The organism is Acinetobacter sp. NEB149, assembly GCF_012516415.1.
GTDB lineage: Bacteria > Pseudomonadota > Gammaproteobacteria > Pseudomonadales > Moraxellaceae > Acinetobacter > Acinetobacter lwoffii_V.
In genome coordinates this window covers 350,090-369,274 of sequence record NZ_CP051208.1, presented here as the reverse complement: position 1 = coordinate 369,274, position 19,185 = coordinate 350,090, and the positions used below count along the sequence as shown (strand labels likewise).

Here is a 19,185-nt window from a genome sequence, read left to right as displayed (position 1 = left end):
TAATTAGTCACCATTTTTCAGTTCAATGTTGATACCTAAAGAACGGATCTCTTTGGTCAATACGTTGAACGATTCAGGCATGCCCGGGTCCATATAATGGTTGCCATCCACAATGTTCTTGTAGATACGGGTACGGCCTTCAACGTCATCCGATTTCACAGTCAGCATTTCTTGTAGCGTATATGCTGCACCGTAAGCTTCTAGTGCCCAGACTTCCATCTCACCGAAACGCTGGCCACCGAATTGTGCTTTACCACCAAGCGGCTGTTGCGTTACTAGAGAGTAAGAACCAGTTGAACGCGCATGCATCTTGTCATCAACCAAGTGGTTCAGTTTCAGCATGTACATGTAACCAACAGTTACCGGACGATCGAAACGCTCACCAGTACGACCATCATATAATACGGTCTGACCAGTACTAGACAGGCCTGCAAGTTGTAACAACTCTTTGATCTGACCTTCTTCAGCACCATCGAATACAGGAGTAGCCAAAGGCACACCAGCACGCAAGTTGCCAGAAAGTTTCAAGATTTCCTCATCAGTCAAGCTATCAAGATCTTCTTGCTCGCCACCAACTTTGTTGTAAATCTTGTCCAGGAAATCACGAAGCTCAAGTACAGTACGTTGCTCTTTCATCATCTTGTCGATTTGATCGCCAAGACCTTTCGCCGCCATACCCAAGTGAGTTTCAAGAATCTGACCCACGTTCATACGCGATGGTACGCCAAGCGGGTTCAATACGATATCAACAGGTACGCCGTTGGCATCATGTGGCATGTCTTCTACCGGCAAGATGTTTGATACAACACCTTTGTTACCGTGACGACCCGCCATCTTATCACCCGGCTGGATGCGACGTTTTACAGCAAGATAAACTTTAACAACTTTCAATACGCCAGTGGTCAGTTCATCGCCAGTCGAAAGTTTGCGTTTTTTCTCGGCAAATTTCTCGTCAATTTCGAAGCTCTTCTCTTTCAAGAACACTTGAATTTGAGTTAAACGTTCAGCAATTGCTTCATCAACTGGTTGAATTTCAAGAAGATCAACAAGCTCTAAACCAGACAACACGTCTTCAGACAGTTTGTCGCCACGTTTAGTTGTACCGCCACCATTCGACTCTTGGCCATTCAGTAGACGGATTACACGTTCACGTGCAGCTTCTTCAAAGATTTTGAATTCTTCTTTCAAGTCTTTACGGTATGCATCTAACTGCGCTTTTTCAATTGCTTGAGCACGTTCGTCTTTTTCAAGACCGTCACGTGTAAACACTTGAACGTCAATCACAGTACCTTTCGTACCCGATGGAACGCGTAAAGATGAATCTTTTACGTCAGCCGCTTTTTCACCGAAGATTGCACGTAGCAATTTTTCTTCTGGAGTAAGCTGTGTTTCACCTTTAGGGGTTACTTTACCAACAAGGATATCGCCAGCAGTTACTTCTGCACCGATGTAAACGATACCTGACTCGTCCAGTTTAGACAGAGCAGCTTCACCCACGTTCGGGATATCGGCAGTGATTTCTTCCGCACCCAGTTTGGTATCACGTGCGACACATGACAATTCCTGGATATGAATCGAGGTTAAACGGTCTTCTTGAAGTACACGCTCAGAAAGTAAGATCGAGTCTTCGTAGTTGTAACCGTTCCAGGTCATGAACGCAACGCGCATGTTTTGACCCAATGCCAGCTCACCGCCATCAGTCGATGGACCATCAGCCAGTACATCACCACGACCTACTTTATCACCTAGGTTCACAAGAACTTTCTGGTTGATACAAGTGTTCTGGTTCGAACGGGTGTACTTGATCAGGTTGTAGATATCTACACCTGCTTCACCTGCGATCATTTCGTCTTCATTCACACGAATAACCACACGAGACGCATCAACAAACTCGATACGACCACCACGCTGAGCGATCACACATACACCTGAGTCATGTGCTACGTTCGCTTCCATACCGGTACCAACAAGCGGCTTGTCAGCGATCAACGTCGGAACTGCCTGACGTTGCATGTTCGAACCCATTAACGCACGGTTGGCGTCATCGTGTTCTAGGAATGGAATCAGTGACGCTGCTACAGATACAACCTGCTGAGCAGATACATCCATATGGGTTACTTTTTCAGGAGGAATACGTACGAAGTCACCTTGATGACGAACAGATACAAACTCTTCTGTTAAGTTACCGTCTTTATCCATTGCAGAATCGGCCTGTGCAATCACAGTGCCTACTTCTTCAATTGCAGAGAGGTATTCAACTTCATCTGTTACACGACCATCAACAACCTTACGGTACGGGGTTTCCAGGAAACCGAAGTTGTTACATTTCGCATAAACAGAAAGCGAGTTGATCAAACCAATGTTTGGACCTTCCGGTGTTTCAATTGGACATACACGACCGTAGTGAGTTTGATGTACGTCACGTACTTCAAAGCCTGCACGCTCACGTGTTAAACCGCCGGGACCAAGCGCAGAAACACGACGTTTGTGGGTAATCTCAGATAACGGGTTGTTTTGGTCCATAAACTGAGATAACTGGCTTGAACCAAAGAATTCTTTGATTGCAGCAGCTACTGGCTTCGCATTGATCAAATCTTGCGGAGACAGGTTGTCAGTTTCAGCTTGGCTTAAACGTTCTTTAACAGCACGTTCTACACGAACCAGACCTACACGGAATTGGTTTTCTGTCATTTCACCAACAGAACGAACACGACGGTTACCCAAGTGATCGATATCGTCGACTTCACCTTTACCGTTACGGATTTCAACTAATGTTTTTAATACATCAGTGATATCTTCGTTCGAGAGAATGCCTTCAACTTCACGTGACTTCTGATCTGTACCGACTTCGTAAGGACGACCCAAACGACGGTTGAACTTCATACGACCCACTGGAGACAAGTCATAACGTTCAGAAGAGAAGAACAAGTTATTGAATAAGTTTTCAGCAGCTTCTTTTGTTGGTGGCTCGCCTGGGCGCATCACTTTGTAGATTTCTACCAATGCTTCTTCACGATTGCTCGTTGTATCTGCACGTAGAGAATCTGCAACGAATGAACCGCGGTCGATATCATTGGTGAACAGAATATTGAACTGCTTCACGCCGCCTTCTGCAATTTTCACCATGATTTCATGGCTTAATACAGTATTGGCTGCAATCACATCACCATCTTTTAGTGGGATGTCTTCAGCAGTGATACGCTCATACAGGTACTCATCAGGCACTGCAAGTTTTTCAAGACCTGAAGCTTCCATTTGACGTACATGACGCGCATTGATACGTTTACCTTGCTCAACAATTGCCTTGCCATCCTTGTCCAGGATGTCAAATTGTGCCATTTCGCCACGCAGACGTTCAGGCACCAGGTCAATCTGGTAGCTACCCATGTCAAGATACACAGGTACTTTCTCGTAGAACATGTCGAGAATGTTTTCGTTGCTATAACCCAAGGCACGAAGCACCACAGTCGCAAGCAATTTACGACGACGGTCAATACGTACATAGACGAGGTCTTTGGCATCGAATTCAAAGTCTAACCATGAACCACGGTAAGGAATGATACGTGCTGAATAAAGGACTTTACCACTTGAGTGAGTCTTGCCTTTATCGTGGTCAAAGAATACGCCTGGTGAACGGTGTAATTGTGACACGATCACACGCTCGGTACCGTTAATCACAAAGGTACCGTTATCCGTCATTAATGGCATTTCGCCCATATAGACTTCTTGTTCACGTACGTCTTTAATTGACTTCGTTTCACGATCTTTCAGGATCAAACGAATTTTTACACGCATTGGTGCTGCATAAGTTGAGCCACGAAGAATACATTCGCGTACATCAAACTCAGGCTTACCAAGACTATACTCAACAAATTCTAAAGCAGCATTGCCAGAATAACTTTCAATAGGAAAAACTGAACGAAATGCGGCTTGGAGACCGATATCTTCGCGGTTTTTTGGTGATTTGCCATCTTGTAAGAATGTTCTGTACGAGTCGACTTGAATCGCGAGCAAGTACGGAGCATCCATGACGCTAGGCAATTTACCAAAATTCTTACGGATCCGTTTCTTTTCGGTATATGAGTATGCCATCTGGAGTCCTCGGAAAGTGTAAACCAAGCCCGCCTGCAGAACGGGCTCAGAAGGAATTACGCTGGCCGATATGGCCACCACTCTTTACAAATGCTGCAATTTTTAGTGGTATTAAAACGCTTATCAATATTTTTTAATGAAAAATATTGGTAAACGTTTGTTCATTATGTTTATTTTCAATTTGTATGATTTTTATATCATGCAAACAAAAATCGAGCCGATTATTGTAACGCAAAAAGGCTGATGACCCAAGAGCCATCAGCCAATTTTTGGAGCCGATTATAAAAAACCGGCTCCCTTAAGAAATTACTTAAGAGTAACTGTAGCACCAGCTTCTTCAAGTTTCTTCTTAAGCTCTTCGCCTTCTTCTTTAGAAACGCCTTCTTTAAGAACTGCAGGAGCGCCTTCAACCATGTCTTTAGCTTCTTTCAAGCCAAGGCCAGTCGCTTCACGAACTGCTTTAATTACAGCAACTTTGTTCGCGCCGAAAGAAGTCAATTCAACATTGAATTCAGTTTGTTCTTCAGCAGCAGCAGCAGCTGGACCAGCAGCAACAGCTACAGCAGCAGCAGATACATTGAATTTCTCTTCGAAAGCAGAGATAAGTTCAACAAGTTCAAGAACAGTTTTTTCAGCAACTGCGTTTAGGATTTCTTCGTTTGTTAAAGCCATGAGATTAACTCCAAATGGGTATTGAATGATGTGTGTTTAAGTTTGAGCTTAAGCAGCTTCTGACTCGTTTTTCTCTTGAAGCGCTGTAAGTAAGCGGCCCAATTTCGAAATAGGAGCTTGAAGAACGTTTGCAAGCATAGTAAGCGCTTTCTCTTGGTTCGGAAGATTCGCGATTACGCTAACTTCTGCACCTTGATAAAGTTTGCCATCAAATGCAGCAGCTTTAAGTTCAAATGCTTTATTAGTTTTAGCGAATTCTTCGAACAAACGTGCAGCAGCACCCATGTCGTCTTCAGAATTCGAGAAAGCTAAGATTGTTGGGCCAACAAGGTTGTCGTTCAAGATATTGAATTGAGTATCTTGAAGAGCACGTTTAGCCAAAGTGTTACGAACGATACGTGTAGTAACACCAAGTTTACGCGCTTCAACACGTAGAGTAGTTAACTGCTCTACAGTCAAACCTTGGTAGTCAGCAACAACAGCAGCAAATGCAGTAGAAGCAACTTCAGCTACTTCAGCTACGATCTGTTTTTTGCCTTCGATAAGAAGAGCCATTGTAAAACCTCCTAACGGTGATTTATGTACTTACGCGAAGTACACTCCCAATTCGCAAGACCATCACTGGACTCACACGCGGAGGATGAACAAATCACACCACCGCGTCTACGCAGGCTGGGCTATTAAGAGAGAAGCATAAAACTCCCCTCGCCCGCGGTCTTTGACGCTGATAAATTTTCATTTACCAATTCAAAGTTTGCCTAAATTATCCCCTCTCCTTTTAGGAGAGGGCTAGGGAGAGGTTTAACCCTCTTCCCGACCTTCTCCCAGAGGGAGAAGGAGACATCTTCAGGGCTTTAAAATTCTGTAATAAGTCGAGACTTATTTAGAAACGTTTGCTACATCAACGATCAAACCAGGGCCCATAGTTGAGCTCAAAGTGATCTTTTGAATGTATACGCCTTTAGACGTAGCAGGTTTCAAACGCTTCAAGTCAGCAACAAGTGCTTCAACGTTTTGACGAACAGCAGCAGCTTCAAAACCTACTTGACCGATCGCAGCATGGATAATACCAGCTTTATCTACGCGGTAACGTGCTTGACCAGCTTTTGCATTTTTAACTGCAGTAGCAACGTCAGGAGTTACAGTACCCACTTTAGGGTTTGGCATTAAGCCACGTGGACCAAGGATCGTACCAAGTTTACCTACAACGCGCATTGCATCTGGAGCAGCAATTACTACGTCAAAGTCAAGGTTACCCGCTTGGATGCTTTCAGCAAGATCGTCGAAACCAACAACGTCTGCGCCTTCAGCTTTAGCAGCTTCAGCAGCAGCGCCTTGAGCGAATACAGCTACACGTACAGTTTTACCAGTACCTGCAGGAAGTGTAGTCGCGCCACGAACAACTTGGTCAGATTTACGAGGATCAACACCTAGGTTTACCGCGATATCTAGAGATTCTTTGAATTTAGGAGCTGGAAGGCTCTCTAAAACTGCAACAGCTTCTTCTAGCGTGTAAACTTTGTGCGCTTCTACAGCAGCTACAATCGCTTTTTGACGTTTAGTTAATTTAGCCATGTCTTAAAGCTCCACTTCCAAGCCCATAGAACGCGCAGAACCAGCAATGGTACGTACACGTGCGTCTAAATCAGCACCAGTCAAATCTGGTTCTTTAGTAGTCGCGATTTCTTCGATTTGAGCACGAGTCAACTTACCAACTTTAGTTTTGTTAGGTACAGCTGAACCCTTCTGGATACCAGCAGCTTTCTTAAGAAGAACAGCAGCAGGTGGAGTTTTCATGATGAATGTGAACGACTTGTCGTTGTACACAGTGATCACGACTGGAATTGGCAGACCAGCTTCAACTTTTTGTGTAGCAGCATTGAATTCTTTACAGAATGCCATGATGTTTACACCACGTTGACCTAGTGCAGGACCAATCGGTGGAGATGGATTCGCTTTACCAGCTGGAACTTGCAGCTTGATATAGCCGTCAATCTTCTTAGCCATTTCAAATTACCTCTGGGTGCAAACGCCGGTGAAGGCTCCCCAATGATTTCAAGTAACGATACCGTTACAACAACAATGCCTGACTTATAAATAAGTCAGGCGTTTTCAACCCATACAAATTAGACTGATTTTTCGACTTGACGAAATTCCAATTCAACTTGAGTTGGTCGGTTAAATACATTAATGGTCAGCGTTAAACGTGACTTTTCGTACTGAACTTCTTCCACCACACCTTTAAAGTCGGTGAATGGACCGTCAACCACGAGTAATTCTTCGCCTGGTTCAAACATCGTCTTAGGACGAGGTGCTTCGCCAGTATTGCGTACACGCGCAAGAATCGCATCTGCTTCTTTTTGCGTAATCGGTGCCGGTTTTTCAGCCGTACCACCAATAAAACCTAAAACTTTTGGACATTCTTTAACAATGTGCCAAGTATCATCGTTCATTTCCATTTCGACTAGGACATAGCCAGGAAAGAACTTACGCTCTGATTTACGCTTCTTGCCATCCTTCATTTCTACCACTTCTTCGGTAGGAACAAGGACTTCACCAAAGCTATCGGCAACAGCGCTACGCTGGATTCGATCATTAAGCGAACGCATCACTTGTTTTTCATAACCTGAATAGGCATGAATAATGTACCAACGTTTCATAGCTCTCTTACCCGATAATAAACTTCATTAACCAGCCTAAAATATAGTCAAAACACCACAATAAGATGGATGCAATTACGACTACAACAAGAACTTGCCAAGATGTGGACATCGTCTCTTGCTTGGTAGGCCAGGTCACTCGACGCAACTCAATTCGTGCATCTTTCAGCAGACGAATAAAGCCTTTGCCTTGATGGGTGGCGTATAATAAACCGAATGCTGCAACGATACAAGCCAAAATCACCCCAACGCGCACCCAAATATCATTCGCAGGTGCCCAGTACGCTGGTAAATATTGGTTTACCATCATTGCACCAACCAATAAAATCAAGGCGATAACCCATAGAACCATGTCTAATGGAGAACCAGAACTTACATCTACTGCAGGATTATTTCTTTGAGGAATTGCCGCTTCGCCTAATGCGTCGCGTGATTTTTCATTCGACATTTTTGTACTCGTCGTAGGTTTCGCGACTTATTATATGACCAATTTTGCCGACATCAAGCGTCTTTTTAGAAACTTGGCAGGTCAGGAGGGACTCGAACCCCCAACATTCGGTTTTGGAGACCGACGCTCTACCAATTGAACTACTGACCTGCAAAACAACAAGTTGGAGCCTAAACTCCAACCTGCTTGTCTTATTCTATGATTATGCAGTTACTTTAGCAACTACACCAGCACCAACTGTACGACCACCTTCACGGATCGCAAAACGTAGACCTGGGTCCATTGCGATCGGGTGGATTAGCTCTACTGACATCTCAACGTTGTCACCAGGCATTACCATTTCCACGCCTTCTTTAAGCGCGATCGCACCAGTTACGTCGGTAGTACGGAAGTAGAACTGTGGACGGTAACCGTTAAGGAATGGAGTGTGACGACCACCCTCTTCTTTAGAAAGTACGTATACTTCTGCATCGAATTTAGTGTGTGGCTTGATCGCACCTGGTTTAGTCAATACTTGACCACGTTGTACGTCTTCACGCTTAGTACCACGAAGAAGAACACCACAGTTCTCGCCCGCACGACCTTCGTCAAGAAGTTTACGGAACATTTCTACGCCAGTTACTGTAGTAGTTTGAGTATCACGGATACCAACGATTTCTACAGACTCACCTACTTTAACGATACCAGTCTCTACACGGCCAGTTACTACTGTACCACGACCAGAGATTGAGAATACGTCTTCAATTGGCATAAGGAATGGAAGGTCAATTGCACGTTCTGGCTCTGGGATATAAGAGTCAAGTGCTTCAACAAGCGCAACTACAGCTGGCTCGCCGTATTGGCTGTCATCACCGTTAAGCGCAAGAAGAGCAGAACCACGGATTACTGGAGTGTCATCACCCGGGAAGTCGTAAGTAGAAAGAAGTTCACGAACTTCCATTTCAACTAGCTCAAGAAGCTCTTCGTCGTCTACAAGGTCGCATTTGTTCAAGAATACAACGATGTAAGGCACACCTACCTGACGAGAAAGCAGGATGTGTTCACGAGTCTGTGGCATAGGACCATCAGTCGCAGCACATACAAGGATCGCGCCATCCATCTGAGCAGCACCAGTAATCATGTTTTTAACATAATCGGCGTGGCCCGGGCAGTCTACGTGAGCGTAGTGACGAGTTGGAGAATCGTATTCTACGTGTGAAGTATTAATTGTAATACCACGTGCTTTTTCTTCTGGTGCAGAGTCGATTGCAGCGTAGTCTTTCGCTTCGCCACCGAATTTCTTCGCACATACAGTTGCAATTGCAGCTGTTAAAGTTGTTTTACCATGGTCAACGTGACCAATTGTGCCCACGTTAACGTGTGGCTTATTACGTTCAAACTTAGCCTTAGCCATGTTAATCTTCCTCGTTTACGTCGAACACAATTCTGAGTAAAACCCAGCTCCGACATATCGTTTAAAAAAACCGAACACCAAATACTTGAAAAGCAGACTAAATAGCCTGCTTTTGGAATTTCTTTGCAACAAAGTTGCTAAACTGTAATCTGGAGCTCTTATCGAGATTTGAACTCGAGACCTCTCCCTTACCAAGGGAGTGCTCTACCACTGAGCTATAAGAGCAAATATTAGTACTTCAATGGAGCGGGAGACGAGGGTCGAACTCGCGACATGTAGCTTGGAAGGCTACCGCTCTACCAACTGAGCTACTCCCGCACGATGTTGGTACAAACCACTTATTGAAGTCTTAAAATTGGTGGTGAGGGAAGGATTCGAACCTTCGAAACTTTCGTAGCGGAGTTACAGTCCGCCCCCTTTGACCGCTCGGGAACCTCACCATTTTTTTACACTTACATCAGTGCTGTTCTTTACTTCACACTACCAAACTTCTAAGATGGTGCCGGCACACGGATTCGAACTGTGGACCTACTGATTACAAGTCAGTTGCTCTACCAACTGAGCTATGCCGGCGTTTCTTAGTGTTTCGTACGTTTCGTATCGGAACGGTGTGCAGTTTAGCAAAACTCAGAATCCTTGCAAGTGTTTTTTTCAAAAAAAACGTCAAAAACTCATAAAATCAAACCATTTGATGATAATTCAACCGCTTTGATCACTGCGCGAGCTTTTATTTGGGTTTCATTCCACTCAGATTCAGGATTTGAGTCGGCAACTAACCCTGCTCCAGCCTGAACATAGACCTTATTTTCGCGAATGACACAGGTACGAATCGCAATCGACATGTCCATTTCGCCATGCCAGCCTAAATAACCAACAGCGCCACCGAAAATTCCACGTTTTACCGGCTCAACTTCATCAATAATTTCCATGGCACGGATTTTTGGCGCGCCTGAAAGTGTGCCTGCGGGGAAAGTTGCCTTAAAAACGTCCAGAGCATCGACATCATCACGTACTTCACCCTGCACATTGGAGACAATATGCATCACATGTGAATAACGTTCGATCACCATTTGATCAGTTACCTGCACTTTGCCAATTTTTGCAATGCGTCCCACATCATTACGTCCCAGATCAATCAGCATGACATGTTCAGCAATTTCTTTTTCGTCAGAGAGTAAGTCCTGCTCAAGTGCCAGATCTTCTTCTTTGGTTTTGCCACGTGGACGGGTTCCCGCTAATGGACGAACTGTGGCAATACCATTTTCCAGACGGGACAGAATTTCAGGAGAGGAACCGACAATATGGAATGGCGTGTTATTTTCCAAGGTCTGCCCTTGCACCAGGAACAAATACGGCGATGGATTGAGATGACGCAGCGCACGATACACCTGTAGCGGGTCACCGTCGAAGTCAGACACCATCCGGTGCCCGGGTACGACCTGCATTACATCGCCAGCACGAATATACTCTTTGACCTTTTCCACCGAAGCAATGAAGTTGTCATGTCCGGTGAGGGACTCGAAATGTGGCGGACTATGTTTTTCAGCTTTAAGACTGATGGGCGTGGCAAGAATATTTTCTAATTCATTTAATTGTTCATGTGCTTTTTCATAAGAACCCGGAGCAGTGGCATCAGCATGTACGATCAGGAACAAGGTATCTTTTAAATTATCAAACACGATGACGGTTTTAGACAGCATCAGCCAGATATCGGGTAAACCAACCGGATCTGCTTCAGGCACATTTTTTAACTTCGGCTCGATATAACGCACAGCGTCGTAACCAAAGTAACCAACTAATCCACCAGTAAAACTCGGCAAGTCCGGCAATTCTACCTGGGTAGGCACCTTAAATTGCGCCTGAAAATCACGGATATATTGAAATGGATCAGCACAGTGCTGTTTTTCAATTGAAGCATCTGCATGCTGTACCGTCAGTTCGCCTGCATTGCAGGAAAATACAGTAGATTCACCTAGTCCAATAATCGAATAGCGTGCCCAGTTCTCTCCGCCTTCTACGGATTCAAATAAATAAGCCTGCTGATGCTGTTTAAGGCGTGCAAAAATAGAAAGTGGTGTATCGGTATCTGCCAGACGCTGACGATAAACAGGAATGAGATTATAGCCTTGTGCAGCAAGTTGCTGGAATTGTGCTTGAGTGGTCATGCGGTTTTTCTCTTTAAATTAGGGTTACTCAGTATGTAAATAGAATTGAACTGAGCGACGCCATCGAAAAACCTTACAACTATTCATTTTCTTTCCTTAGTACGCGTATTAGGCAAGTAATTCTCTAAGATCATCCACAATCTGCTGCGGCTGACAATCTGCAATATTTTCACCATGATTATAGCCATAGCTGACCACAACACAATCAATCCCGGCGCGGCGTGCGGCTTCAACATCATTGGAAGAATCGCCAATGAGCAAGACCTGTTCTTTGCTCACCTTATAATGTTCGACACAGTGCAACAACTGGCGTGGGTGCGGCTTACGTTCAGTAAAACGGTCGCCACCAATGGTATCGGCAAAATAATGAGCCATATCCAAGGTATCTAAAATGCTGCGGGCAGGAAGTTCAGGCTTATTGGTCACACAAATCAGGGTTTTACCTTGGGCTTTAGCCCAGTCCAGAAATTTCAGGATTCCCGGAAAAGGAACGGTATCGACGCAGGGATCGACATTATAGATATCCAGAAAAGTCGTTAAGAGTTCCTGATGCTGTGCCGGTGTGACTTCACCCACCAGATGCTGGAGTACACTTTCACAGAATATCGACGTGCCCTTACCTACCCAGGTCCGTACCTGCTCTTCAGTCACCAGAGGCAATTGCAGCACATTCAGGCTCATATTCATGGCGCGATACAGATCATGTGCTGAATCCACCAAGGTACCATCCAGATCAAACAAGATCAGTTCACGCTTTTCTAATTGTGCAATAGACATCCCGACCCTCTTTTATAATGTGCGCAGCCACAAAAAAGGCATGCGCTATGCATGCCTTGATTGTAACCAATCATCAGCTTATTTGAACAACAACCAAGCCATAATTGCCAAAATAATCAGCACAATCACTGAAATCAAACCTACAGATACATTTTTCTGGGTTTCTTTTTCCTGTTCTACACGTGATACAGGCTGCTCAACCGGAATTGGGGTAGGCTCTGGTTTTACCGCATTAATGTCCACGCCTTCCGGAATAGGTGCCGGTTTTGGAATACCGACATTGGTTGGCATGCCATCACGGGTTAATTGTACCGTAGCATCACGATGTTTCAGTTCCGGCATTCCCTGATCATTCATTTGCTGTGCAGGTGTAGGCTCAGCGACTTCGACCTGTTCCACGACTTTTTCTGCCGTTGCTTCAATTTCTGCTGGAACCTCTACTGCAGCCGCAGGCGCCATTACTGAAAATTTCAAGCTGGCAAACTGAACAATGTCATCCTGCTTTAATAAGGTTTCTTGCGCAATCTGCACATCATTGACGAAAGTGCCATTCGATGAACCCAAATCCTGCACCCAGAGCGCATCATCCTTTAGTAAAAATGCCGCATGTTTACGGGAGATTTCCGCAGCCTGTAACACGATATCTGCCGCCTGATGACGCCCCACCAGCATGTCACGGTCAATGCTAATTTCCTGTCCTGTTAAGTCGCCTGTAATCGCGTGTATTTTCCAAGTCATGAAAGTTACTTCTCTGTTCTCTTTGACATTATCATAACATGCTGTCTGCAAATGCGAATGACTTAGCTTTTGGGTCTAAGTGTGGTTGTTGTAACGGTATTTTTACTTTTTTCTACCTGTTGGACGGGTTCTACCACTTGTCGCTGAATCACTGGTTCTATCGCTACCGGCGTAACAACTACATTGGCTGGCTGCGCCTGAACGGGTGCGGTCGGCACAGTTTGATAAGTCGAGTTTTGCAATGGTGTTCTGGATACCGGAATTCGCTGTTGATACACATCTTCAACACTTTCTGGCAGCTTGGCAAAGTTCCCGTCCGAATCGAGTGCGAGTTGCAGACTATATAGCTGACTATAGCGTTGTTGGGTCAGTTTACGCACTGCATTTTTATCGCCTACAATGGTTGGATGGATAAAAATCAGCAGGTTACGCTTCTGATTGGATTTACCTTCAGAACGGAATAAACGTCCCAAGCCTGGAATCGCACCCAGACCCGGCACTGCTTGGCGTCCATAACTGGTGTTATCCGAAATCAGACCACCAAGCACAATGGTTTGTCCATGTTCGGCCAGAATTGAGGTTTTGATCGCTCGCTTGCTGGTAACCAGATCCTGCGCCTGCCCTTTACTGGCTTTGACATCAGAAACTTCCTGTTCCACTTCCAGGCGTACGGTACCATCTTCGCCAATATGTGGAACCACCTTTAAAGTGACCCCGACATCCTTGCGTTCAATGGTGGTATAAGGGTTGGCCACTCCTGCCGCACCCGTAGATACCGAACCAGTAACAAAGGGTACGTTTTCACCCACTACAATATAGGCTTCTTCATTGTCCATGGTCACAATCGACGGCGTAGACAACAGGTTAGATTTAGTGGTTTCTTTGAGTGCCTGAATCATCGCGCCATACAGACGGCGAGAACCATCACTGCCTTCACGATAATCACCGAGTACCAGTGAACTGCCCGCGCCCACGGCACTTGCAGCACCTGCCCCACCACCGGTGAGATAACCGGCCGCAATATTTTTCAGACTAGTCCCAAAATTATCGAAGTTCACCAGCCCAATACCACTGCTGATATCACCCAAGGCCCATTGCACACCGAGTTGATCCGCATCAGTTCCTTCAACTTCAATAATCGCGGCCTCAATCAAAACCTGTTGACGGCGAATATCCAGCTGGTCAATTGCCGATTCAATTTCCCGCATCAGTTGTGGATCCGCTTTCACCACTAAAGAGTTTTGTGTGGTATCGGCAATAATACTGACGCCATTGCCATTAAAGCTGGTAATTCCGCCCTGCTCATTATTCATGCCGGTATTCAGCTGAATGCCTGAAGAGGTGTTGCTACTTGAACCGGTAGTCGTATTGTTGTTATTTAAATTGCTGCCAGAACTGAGTGAAGACGAGTTCGAGGATGTACTACTCGAATTTGAATTATTGTTCACCGCCTGCCCGCTCACCAAACCCTGCAAGATTTCCGCAAGATTTTTGGCACTGGCATATTTCAAACGAAAAACTTTTAATCCACCCAAACGATCCGCGGCCGGTACATCCAAGGTTTCGATCACTTGACGCACCCGTTTGCGCGTCGTGGGATCACCTTTGATGATGATCCGGTTGGTACGGGTATCTGCAATCACCCGCACCCGCGAACCCCGGACATCTTTAGCTCCACCAGTTGCAGTCATGGACTCAATCAGTCCAATCATTTCCTCAGCCTGACTGGATTGCAAGCTGACCGCTTCAATGTCATTCTGACCGGTGCCATCCAGATTGCGAATGATGGTTTCCAGCTGGTAAATATTGCTAGCGCGATCCGATACAATTAAGGCATTCGTCCCGGGCACCGCCGCCAGATGGGCAAACTGCGGCATCAAAGGACGCAATGCAGGAATCAGGTCATTCGGATTGGTATTTTCCAGCCACAACACCCGGGTCACAATCTGGTCACCACTGGCACGGCTTCTGGCATCATAGGGAATGCCCGAGCTTTTGACATTGCTGTCCGGAACCAGCTTGATGGTATTCCCCGAAGGAATTGCCACCACACCGTTGACATTCAACACGCCTAAAAACAGGTCATAGACTTCATTTTTATTCAGGGCTTTATTGGAAATGACCGTCACATTGCCACGTACCCGCGGATCGACTGCAAAGTTTTTGCCAGTAATGTCGGCCACTTCATTAATGAATGCAGTTAAGTCAGCATCTCGAAGGTTGATTTTCCAGGTTTGTGCATAACTCGCCGTACTGACCATAGCCATTAACGGTGCGGCCACACAGAATGCCCATGCTGATCGATTATTATTAAATAAAGCCATAAACTTTCGTGTTTCCTAACCCTATGTGTGATGACACATCACTTCAAATCTTGTTGTATGGTCATCACCTGATCACCACGTTTTATTTCGAGTTTGACCTGACCTTCACGTCGGGCCTGTTCCAGTAATTGTGCTTCGGTCTGTCCTTGGCTCAGCGTCTGACCATTTAAAGACAAGATCCGGTCGCCCGGTCTTAAACCCAGGCGATTACGCAGTGCAGCCGGCGTCCGTGAAGTCACTTCATAACTACCATCTGCTGCACTAACCCCCATATTCTGTAAATACTGGTCCTTGTTTTCCTGCATCTGCTGAATGGCCCGACCAATTTCATTCTGCGGCGAAGGCTGCTCAGGCATACCACTGTTAGAAGGCATAGCAGGCATTGAACTTGAAGATACGGATGTTTCCGGCACAATCGGCTGATTCAAGCCATTTTCCAGACCTTTGAATAAGACTTCCTGAGTAGCACCTGTGGATCGACGTAAAATAACCCGATCCCAATACACTTCAGCCAACTCAAAACCGCTATTGGCCAGCATTTCCCCGACACGGTAACGATCGACCTGATCATTAATTTTCAGTACCGCAGAAGAGTTATAACTTGGACTGGCAACCACCACCCCTTGTAAAATGATATTGGCCGTTTCAACCACACCCGCAGACTGCCCAACTTCCTGAAACAGTGAAAATGCACTGATATTCGGAATTTGTGCCTGTTGCGAGCCCAGTTCAACCCGATCCAGCTGCATGGCTTGTGGTGGAGCAATCAGCAACCAGAACAAAGCCGCCAGCTTCCAGCATAGATACAGGATGAGCAGTAACAAAACCACAGGTGCAGCACGATTGATCTGTTTCAGTTCAATATTTTTTAAATCATTCAGAGAAACTGCCATCAGTTCAAGCCTCCCATTAAGGGTTGGCGGGTACTAATCACATAGGTATCTAATCCGGCTTTACCTTCATAAGAAGGCGCATTCATTAAAAAGCGCTGGGTGAGCTGAATATCCAACATCAGACTCGGATCAAGCTTGATATTCAGCATGCGTTGATCGCGACTATCCCGAACATCAACTAACAGCTGTCCGCTTTCATCTGCGAGTTTTCCAGTCATTGCGGGTACATTCATGCGTTCCTGACGCTGAGCAAAGGTATAAATCAGCTCACCACCCGCCCATTGCATTTGCCCATCCACCTGACTGAAACCCTGTTGTTTTTTATATTTAAAATCCAGATCTTTAAACTGAATCGCAGTACTCGGCCATTGCCAGTCTGCAAGTTTTTTTAGAGTTTCAGGCGCGACCTGCCCTTCAAGATTTTTGACAATCAAAGACTTATTCAGACCATAAGCCATGATCCCGGAAAGCTGGGTATTGCCGCTATGCAAATCCACATGTGCCCCAACCCGCAGCAACAGCAAATCCAGAGGCCGTACTTTCCAGTTCAGACTGCCCCGAAGATTGCCTTTTTTCCAGTCCGCACTTCCCTGCCAGATATTTCCGTTTACATTATGCAAAGTCTGGTTATTTTTATAAAATTTTGAAATTAACCAGGCCGCTGGCACTTGTAATACGACAAAAATAAAAAATGCAACAAGAGTAAGGATCAACCATCTTAAAGTTTTCGGTTTACTGCTCATCCCCACCACGACCAATCGCTCAAGTCCAAATCCCCATTTATAATTTTTCCCTTATACTCACACATTATGCACACTTTTCTGCCAACGCCAATTCATAGATATAAAAAAACCAAGCAGGTATGCTTGGTTTAATCATCTTAGACTGTCTGTATGACAGCCTAATGACCAGATCAAATGGAGGCCTAGATCAGAAAATCGTCCAGCTTTGCGCCTTTTTCCAATTCTGCCACTAACCAGCGCGGTTGTTTACCACGGCCAGTCCAGGTATCGTCCGGATTGCTTTTGCTACGGTAACGCGGCTCAACCGACTTACGTGATGATTTTTTACGTTTAGACGCACCAAATTCAAGTAACTGTTCAACTGTCATACCCACTTTCTCGGCAACTGCCAAGATTTGCTGATAAGCGTCTTCAATCTCTTGATCTTTTTTGAAGCAATCAGTGATTCTGCTTCTGCTTGTAAACGTTTTAACTCTTCTACTGATAAATGCGTAATATCTGGCATAATGCTCTCCGAAAAATAATATTATTCGTTTTGTTAAATAATAGCCCCATCATATTTATATTAAATAAAACATTCAATATAAAACCTTAGACCAATAACAATAAAGTTTAAAAAAAATTACAAAATAAAATGCTTCATTCATTTTTAAATTTCATGTTGAACACTTAATTCAAGCGCTTTAATCTTTTCACGAATATGCTCCGGAATTTCTGTTTTCTGCATGGTCTTTTTATCCACACAGACAATCACTGCTTCTGAAGTAGCCACAATACTTTGTTGTTTTTCACTCCATAATACATATTGCATTCTGACTGCACTATTACGGATTTCTTCAATACGTGCTGCCACTTTTAAATGATCAGGAAAAACCACAGGTTTTAAATAACGGCACTGATTTGAAGACACTACCGTAAATACCGGTTCATTACGTAAATCTAATATCCCTAGATAAGCCAGACGTGCACTTTCGACATAACGATAATACATGGCATTATTGACATGTCCAAAGGCATCCATATCGCCCCATGCGACTGTTTGTTCATAAATTACTGGATATTGTTTTAATTCTGACATCATTATTCTCAAGTTTTAATTTCTATAAAGTTTGCATTCGATTCAAATACTGCATTTAACTGCTGTAGCAAGTCCTCCCGATCTTGTAAGGCAGCTTTAATTCTTAAATAACTCATACGAATATCATCCGGATACAAGTCAAGTAGTTGCTGGGCTTGATCTGTATAGCCTGTGGCTTGCAACACATGCCATTTCGCAAAGCTTAAAATCGGCAATGCCGGATACTTAGCTTCCCAGTGCGAAATCTGTTGTGCAATCGCATCATAATCCGGATTTTGCCTTAATAACTGTTGCTGGAACCACAAATAAAAGACATCCTGATTAAACTGCTGTTCCATTAAATGGATCGCGAGCAATTCATGCTCGGCACTCATTTCTGGCATTCTAAATAACAATTTCAACCATAATAACTTGACTGAATAGTCACGATCAAATATCTGAGGTTTTAAATCTAAATAACGTTGCTGTAAATAAAATAAATCGTCCTGTGTGGCTTGCTCATAGGCCAATAATAATTGTTCCAGCCATGTTTTTTTTACTTCTTGGTCTAAATGCCCATATTGGGTCGAACGTAAATATAACCAAGGAAATTGCATGGCAAATACCCCCCATAATGCAACAAGACGCTGCTCATAGGCGGTTTTAACCTGTATTAACCAAGGTGATAATTCATGCTGATTTAAAAACTCTAAATGGGTAAGTGCTTGTTCACCTTGCTGTTGTGATAAATAAATTTCAATCCGCTGTAATTCTGCCAATTCAAATGCCATGGGATTGGACTGATTTAAAGCAGTTAATGCATGGGTATATTGCTGTTGCCCCCAAGATAAACGTGCATCAATAATATGTTTAAGTAAACCCGACTTGGTAAAAGACTGCTGAATAAAATCCCGCTGATCCTGCGCAGCGTTTAATAACCAGATCACGGCCAATTGTTCATAAGGGTGCAAGCGGGAAAAACTAAAGACTGTTTCAGTTTTACGCTTTTCACGACTGCGATACTGCTTGATAGCATACCAGATGCAATGCATCAGAAAACTTACACTGACCAAGGATGCGGCCAAAAACCAGAGGGTGGTTTGTAACTGCCACTCGCGCCAATACAGATAGACATAGCCAGCCCCATGTCCATAACTCAGGATACTCAGTCCCGCAATGCCAAGTAAGCAGACAAATAAATAGGCCAGCAGAATCTGTTTCAT

General features: G+C 44.6%; 16 protein-coding genes, 5 tRNA genes and 1 pseudogene. All 22 read right to left on the bottom strand.

All coding sequences use genetic code 11. The features are described from left to right. Positions 1–3 precede the first annotated feature (3 nt). Positions 4–4,092 carry a DNA-directed RNA polymerase subunit beta gene (gene rpoB, locus HGD77_RS01740; protein ID WP_005102827.1) on the bottom strand — a complete coding sequence of 1,363 codons (4,089 nt, stop codon included), beginning with the start codon at positions 4,090–4,092 and terminating at the stop codon, positions 4–6. Positions 4,093–4,398: 306 nt separating this feature from the next. Further along, positions 4,399–4,764: a 50S ribosomal protein L7/L12 gene (gene rplL, locus HGD77_RS01735; RefSeq protein ID WP_004278611.1), complete on the bottom strand. Its 366-nt coding sequence runs from the start codon at positions 4,762–4,764 to the stop codon at positions 4,399–4,401. A gap of 48 nt (positions 4,765–4,812) precedes the next feature. Beyond that, entirely contained in the window at positions 4,813–5,319 is a 507-nt protein-coding gene (gene rplJ / locus HGD77_RS01730) for a 50S ribosomal protein L10 (protein ID WP_004278612.1), read from the bottom strand. A gap of 324 nt (positions 5,320–5,643) precedes the next feature. After that, complete coding sequence (gene rplA / locus HGD77_RS01725) at positions 5,644–6,339, bottom strand: 50S ribosomal protein L1 (protein WP_004278613.1); 696 nt, start codon at positions 6,337–6,339, stop codon at positions 5,644–5,646. A gap of 3 nt (positions 6,340–6,342) precedes the next feature. Further along, the gene (rplK, locus tag HGD77_RS01720) at positions 6,343–6,771 is read right to left on the bottom strand and encodes a 50S ribosomal protein L11 (protein ID WP_004278614.1); all 429 of its coding nucleotides are present in this window, start codon (positions 6,769–6,771) and stop codon (positions 6,343–6,345) included. 119 nt (positions 6,772–6,890) lie between these two features. Further along, the gene (nusG, locus tag HGD77_RS01715; protein WP_004278615.1) at positions 6,891–7,424 is read right to left on the bottom strand and encodes a transcription termination/antitermination protein NusG; all 534 of its coding nucleotides are present in this window, start codon (positions 7,422–7,424) and stop codon (positions 6,891–6,893) included. 7 nt (positions 7,425–7,431) lie between these two features. After that, a complete protein-coding gene (gene secE / locus HGD77_RS01710) occupies positions 7,432–7,872 on the bottom strand; it encodes a preprotein translocase subunit SecE (RefSeq protein ID WP_004278617.1) in 441 nt (146 codons plus the stop codon). A gap of 74 nt (positions 7,873–7,946) precedes the next feature. Beyond that, a tRNA-Trp gene (locus tag HGD77_RS01705) sits at positions 7,947–8,022 on the bottom strand. 52 nt (positions 8,023–8,074) lie between these two features. Next, complete coding sequence (gene tuf / locus HGD77_RS01700; RefSeq protein ID WP_004646112.1) at positions 8,075–9,265, bottom strand: elongation factor Tu; 1,191 nt, start codon at positions 9,263–9,265, stop codon at positions 8,075–8,077. 150 nt (positions 9,266–9,415) lie between these two features. Then, positions 9,416–9,490, bottom strand: a tRNA-Thr gene (locus HGD77_RS01695). A 17-nt stretch (positions 9,491–9,507) separates the two neighbouring features. After that, positions 9,508–9,583 (bottom strand) — tRNA-Gly (locus HGD77_RS01690). Positions 9,584–9,621: 38 nt separating this feature from the next. Beyond that, a tRNA-Tyr gene (locus HGD77_RS01685) sits at positions 9,622–9,705 on the bottom strand. Between the two features lie 57 nt (positions 9,706–9,762). Then, positions 9,763–9,838, bottom strand: a tRNA-Thr gene (locus HGD77_RS01680). A 98-nt stretch (positions 9,839–9,936) separates the two neighbouring features. Further along, positions 9,937–11,430 (bottom strand): anthranilate synthase component I, encoded by a 1,494-nt coding sequence (trpE, locus tag HGD77_RS01675; protein WP_168730654.1) that lies wholly within the window; start codon positions 11,428–11,430, stop codon positions 9,937–9,939. A gap of 108 nt (positions 11,431–11,538) precedes the next feature. After that, a complete protein-coding gene (locus HGD77_RS01670; protein WP_086044201.1) occupies positions 11,539–12,207 on the bottom strand; it encodes a phosphoglycolate phosphatase in 669 nt (222 codons plus the stop codon). A gap of 78 nt (positions 12,208–12,285) precedes the next feature. Continuing rightward, a complete protein-coding gene (locus HGD77_RS01665; RefSeq protein ID WP_004729299.1) occupies positions 12,286–12,945 on the bottom strand; it encodes an FHA domain-containing protein in 660 nt (219 codons plus the stop codon). Between the two features lie 62 nt (positions 12,946–13,007). Then, positions 13,008–15,269, bottom strand: coding sequence for a type II secretion system secretin GspD (gene gspD / locus HGD77_RS01660; RefSeq protein ID WP_168730653.1), 2,262 nt, complete (start codon positions 15,267–15,269; stop codon positions 13,008–13,010). Between the two features lie 38 nt (positions 15,270–15,307). Further along, a complete protein-coding gene (locus HGD77_RS01655) occupies positions 15,308–16,162 on the bottom strand; it encodes a type II secretion system protein N (RefSeq protein ID WP_168730652.1) in 855 nt (284 codons plus the stop codon). Continuing rightward, positions 16,162–16,905 carry a type II secretion system protein N gene (gene gspN, locus HGD77_RS01650; protein ID WP_168730651.1) on the bottom strand — a complete coding sequence of 248 codons (744 nt, stop codon included), beginning with the start codon at positions 16,903–16,905 and terminating at the stop codon, positions 16,162–16,164. The genes HGD77_RS01655 and gspN overlap by 1 nt, the downstream gene beginning before the upstream one ends. A 182-nt stretch (positions 16,906–17,087) precedes the next feature. After that, positions 17,088–17,413 (bottom strand): annotated as a pseudogene (locus HGD77_RS01645) (H-NS family nucleoid-associated regulatory protein). 141 nt (positions 17,414–17,554) lie between these two features. Continuing rightward, positions 17,555–17,983, bottom strand: coding sequence for an acyl-CoA thioesterase (locus tag HGD77_RS01640; protein WP_168730650.1), 429 nt, complete (start codon positions 17,981–17,983; stop codon positions 17,555–17,557). An 8-nt stretch (positions 17,984–17,991) separates the two neighbouring features. Continuing rightward, entirely contained in the window at positions 17,992–19,185 is a 1,194-nt protein-coding gene (locus HGD77_RS01635) for a heme biosynthesis protein HemY (RefSeq protein WP_168730649.1), read from the bottom strand.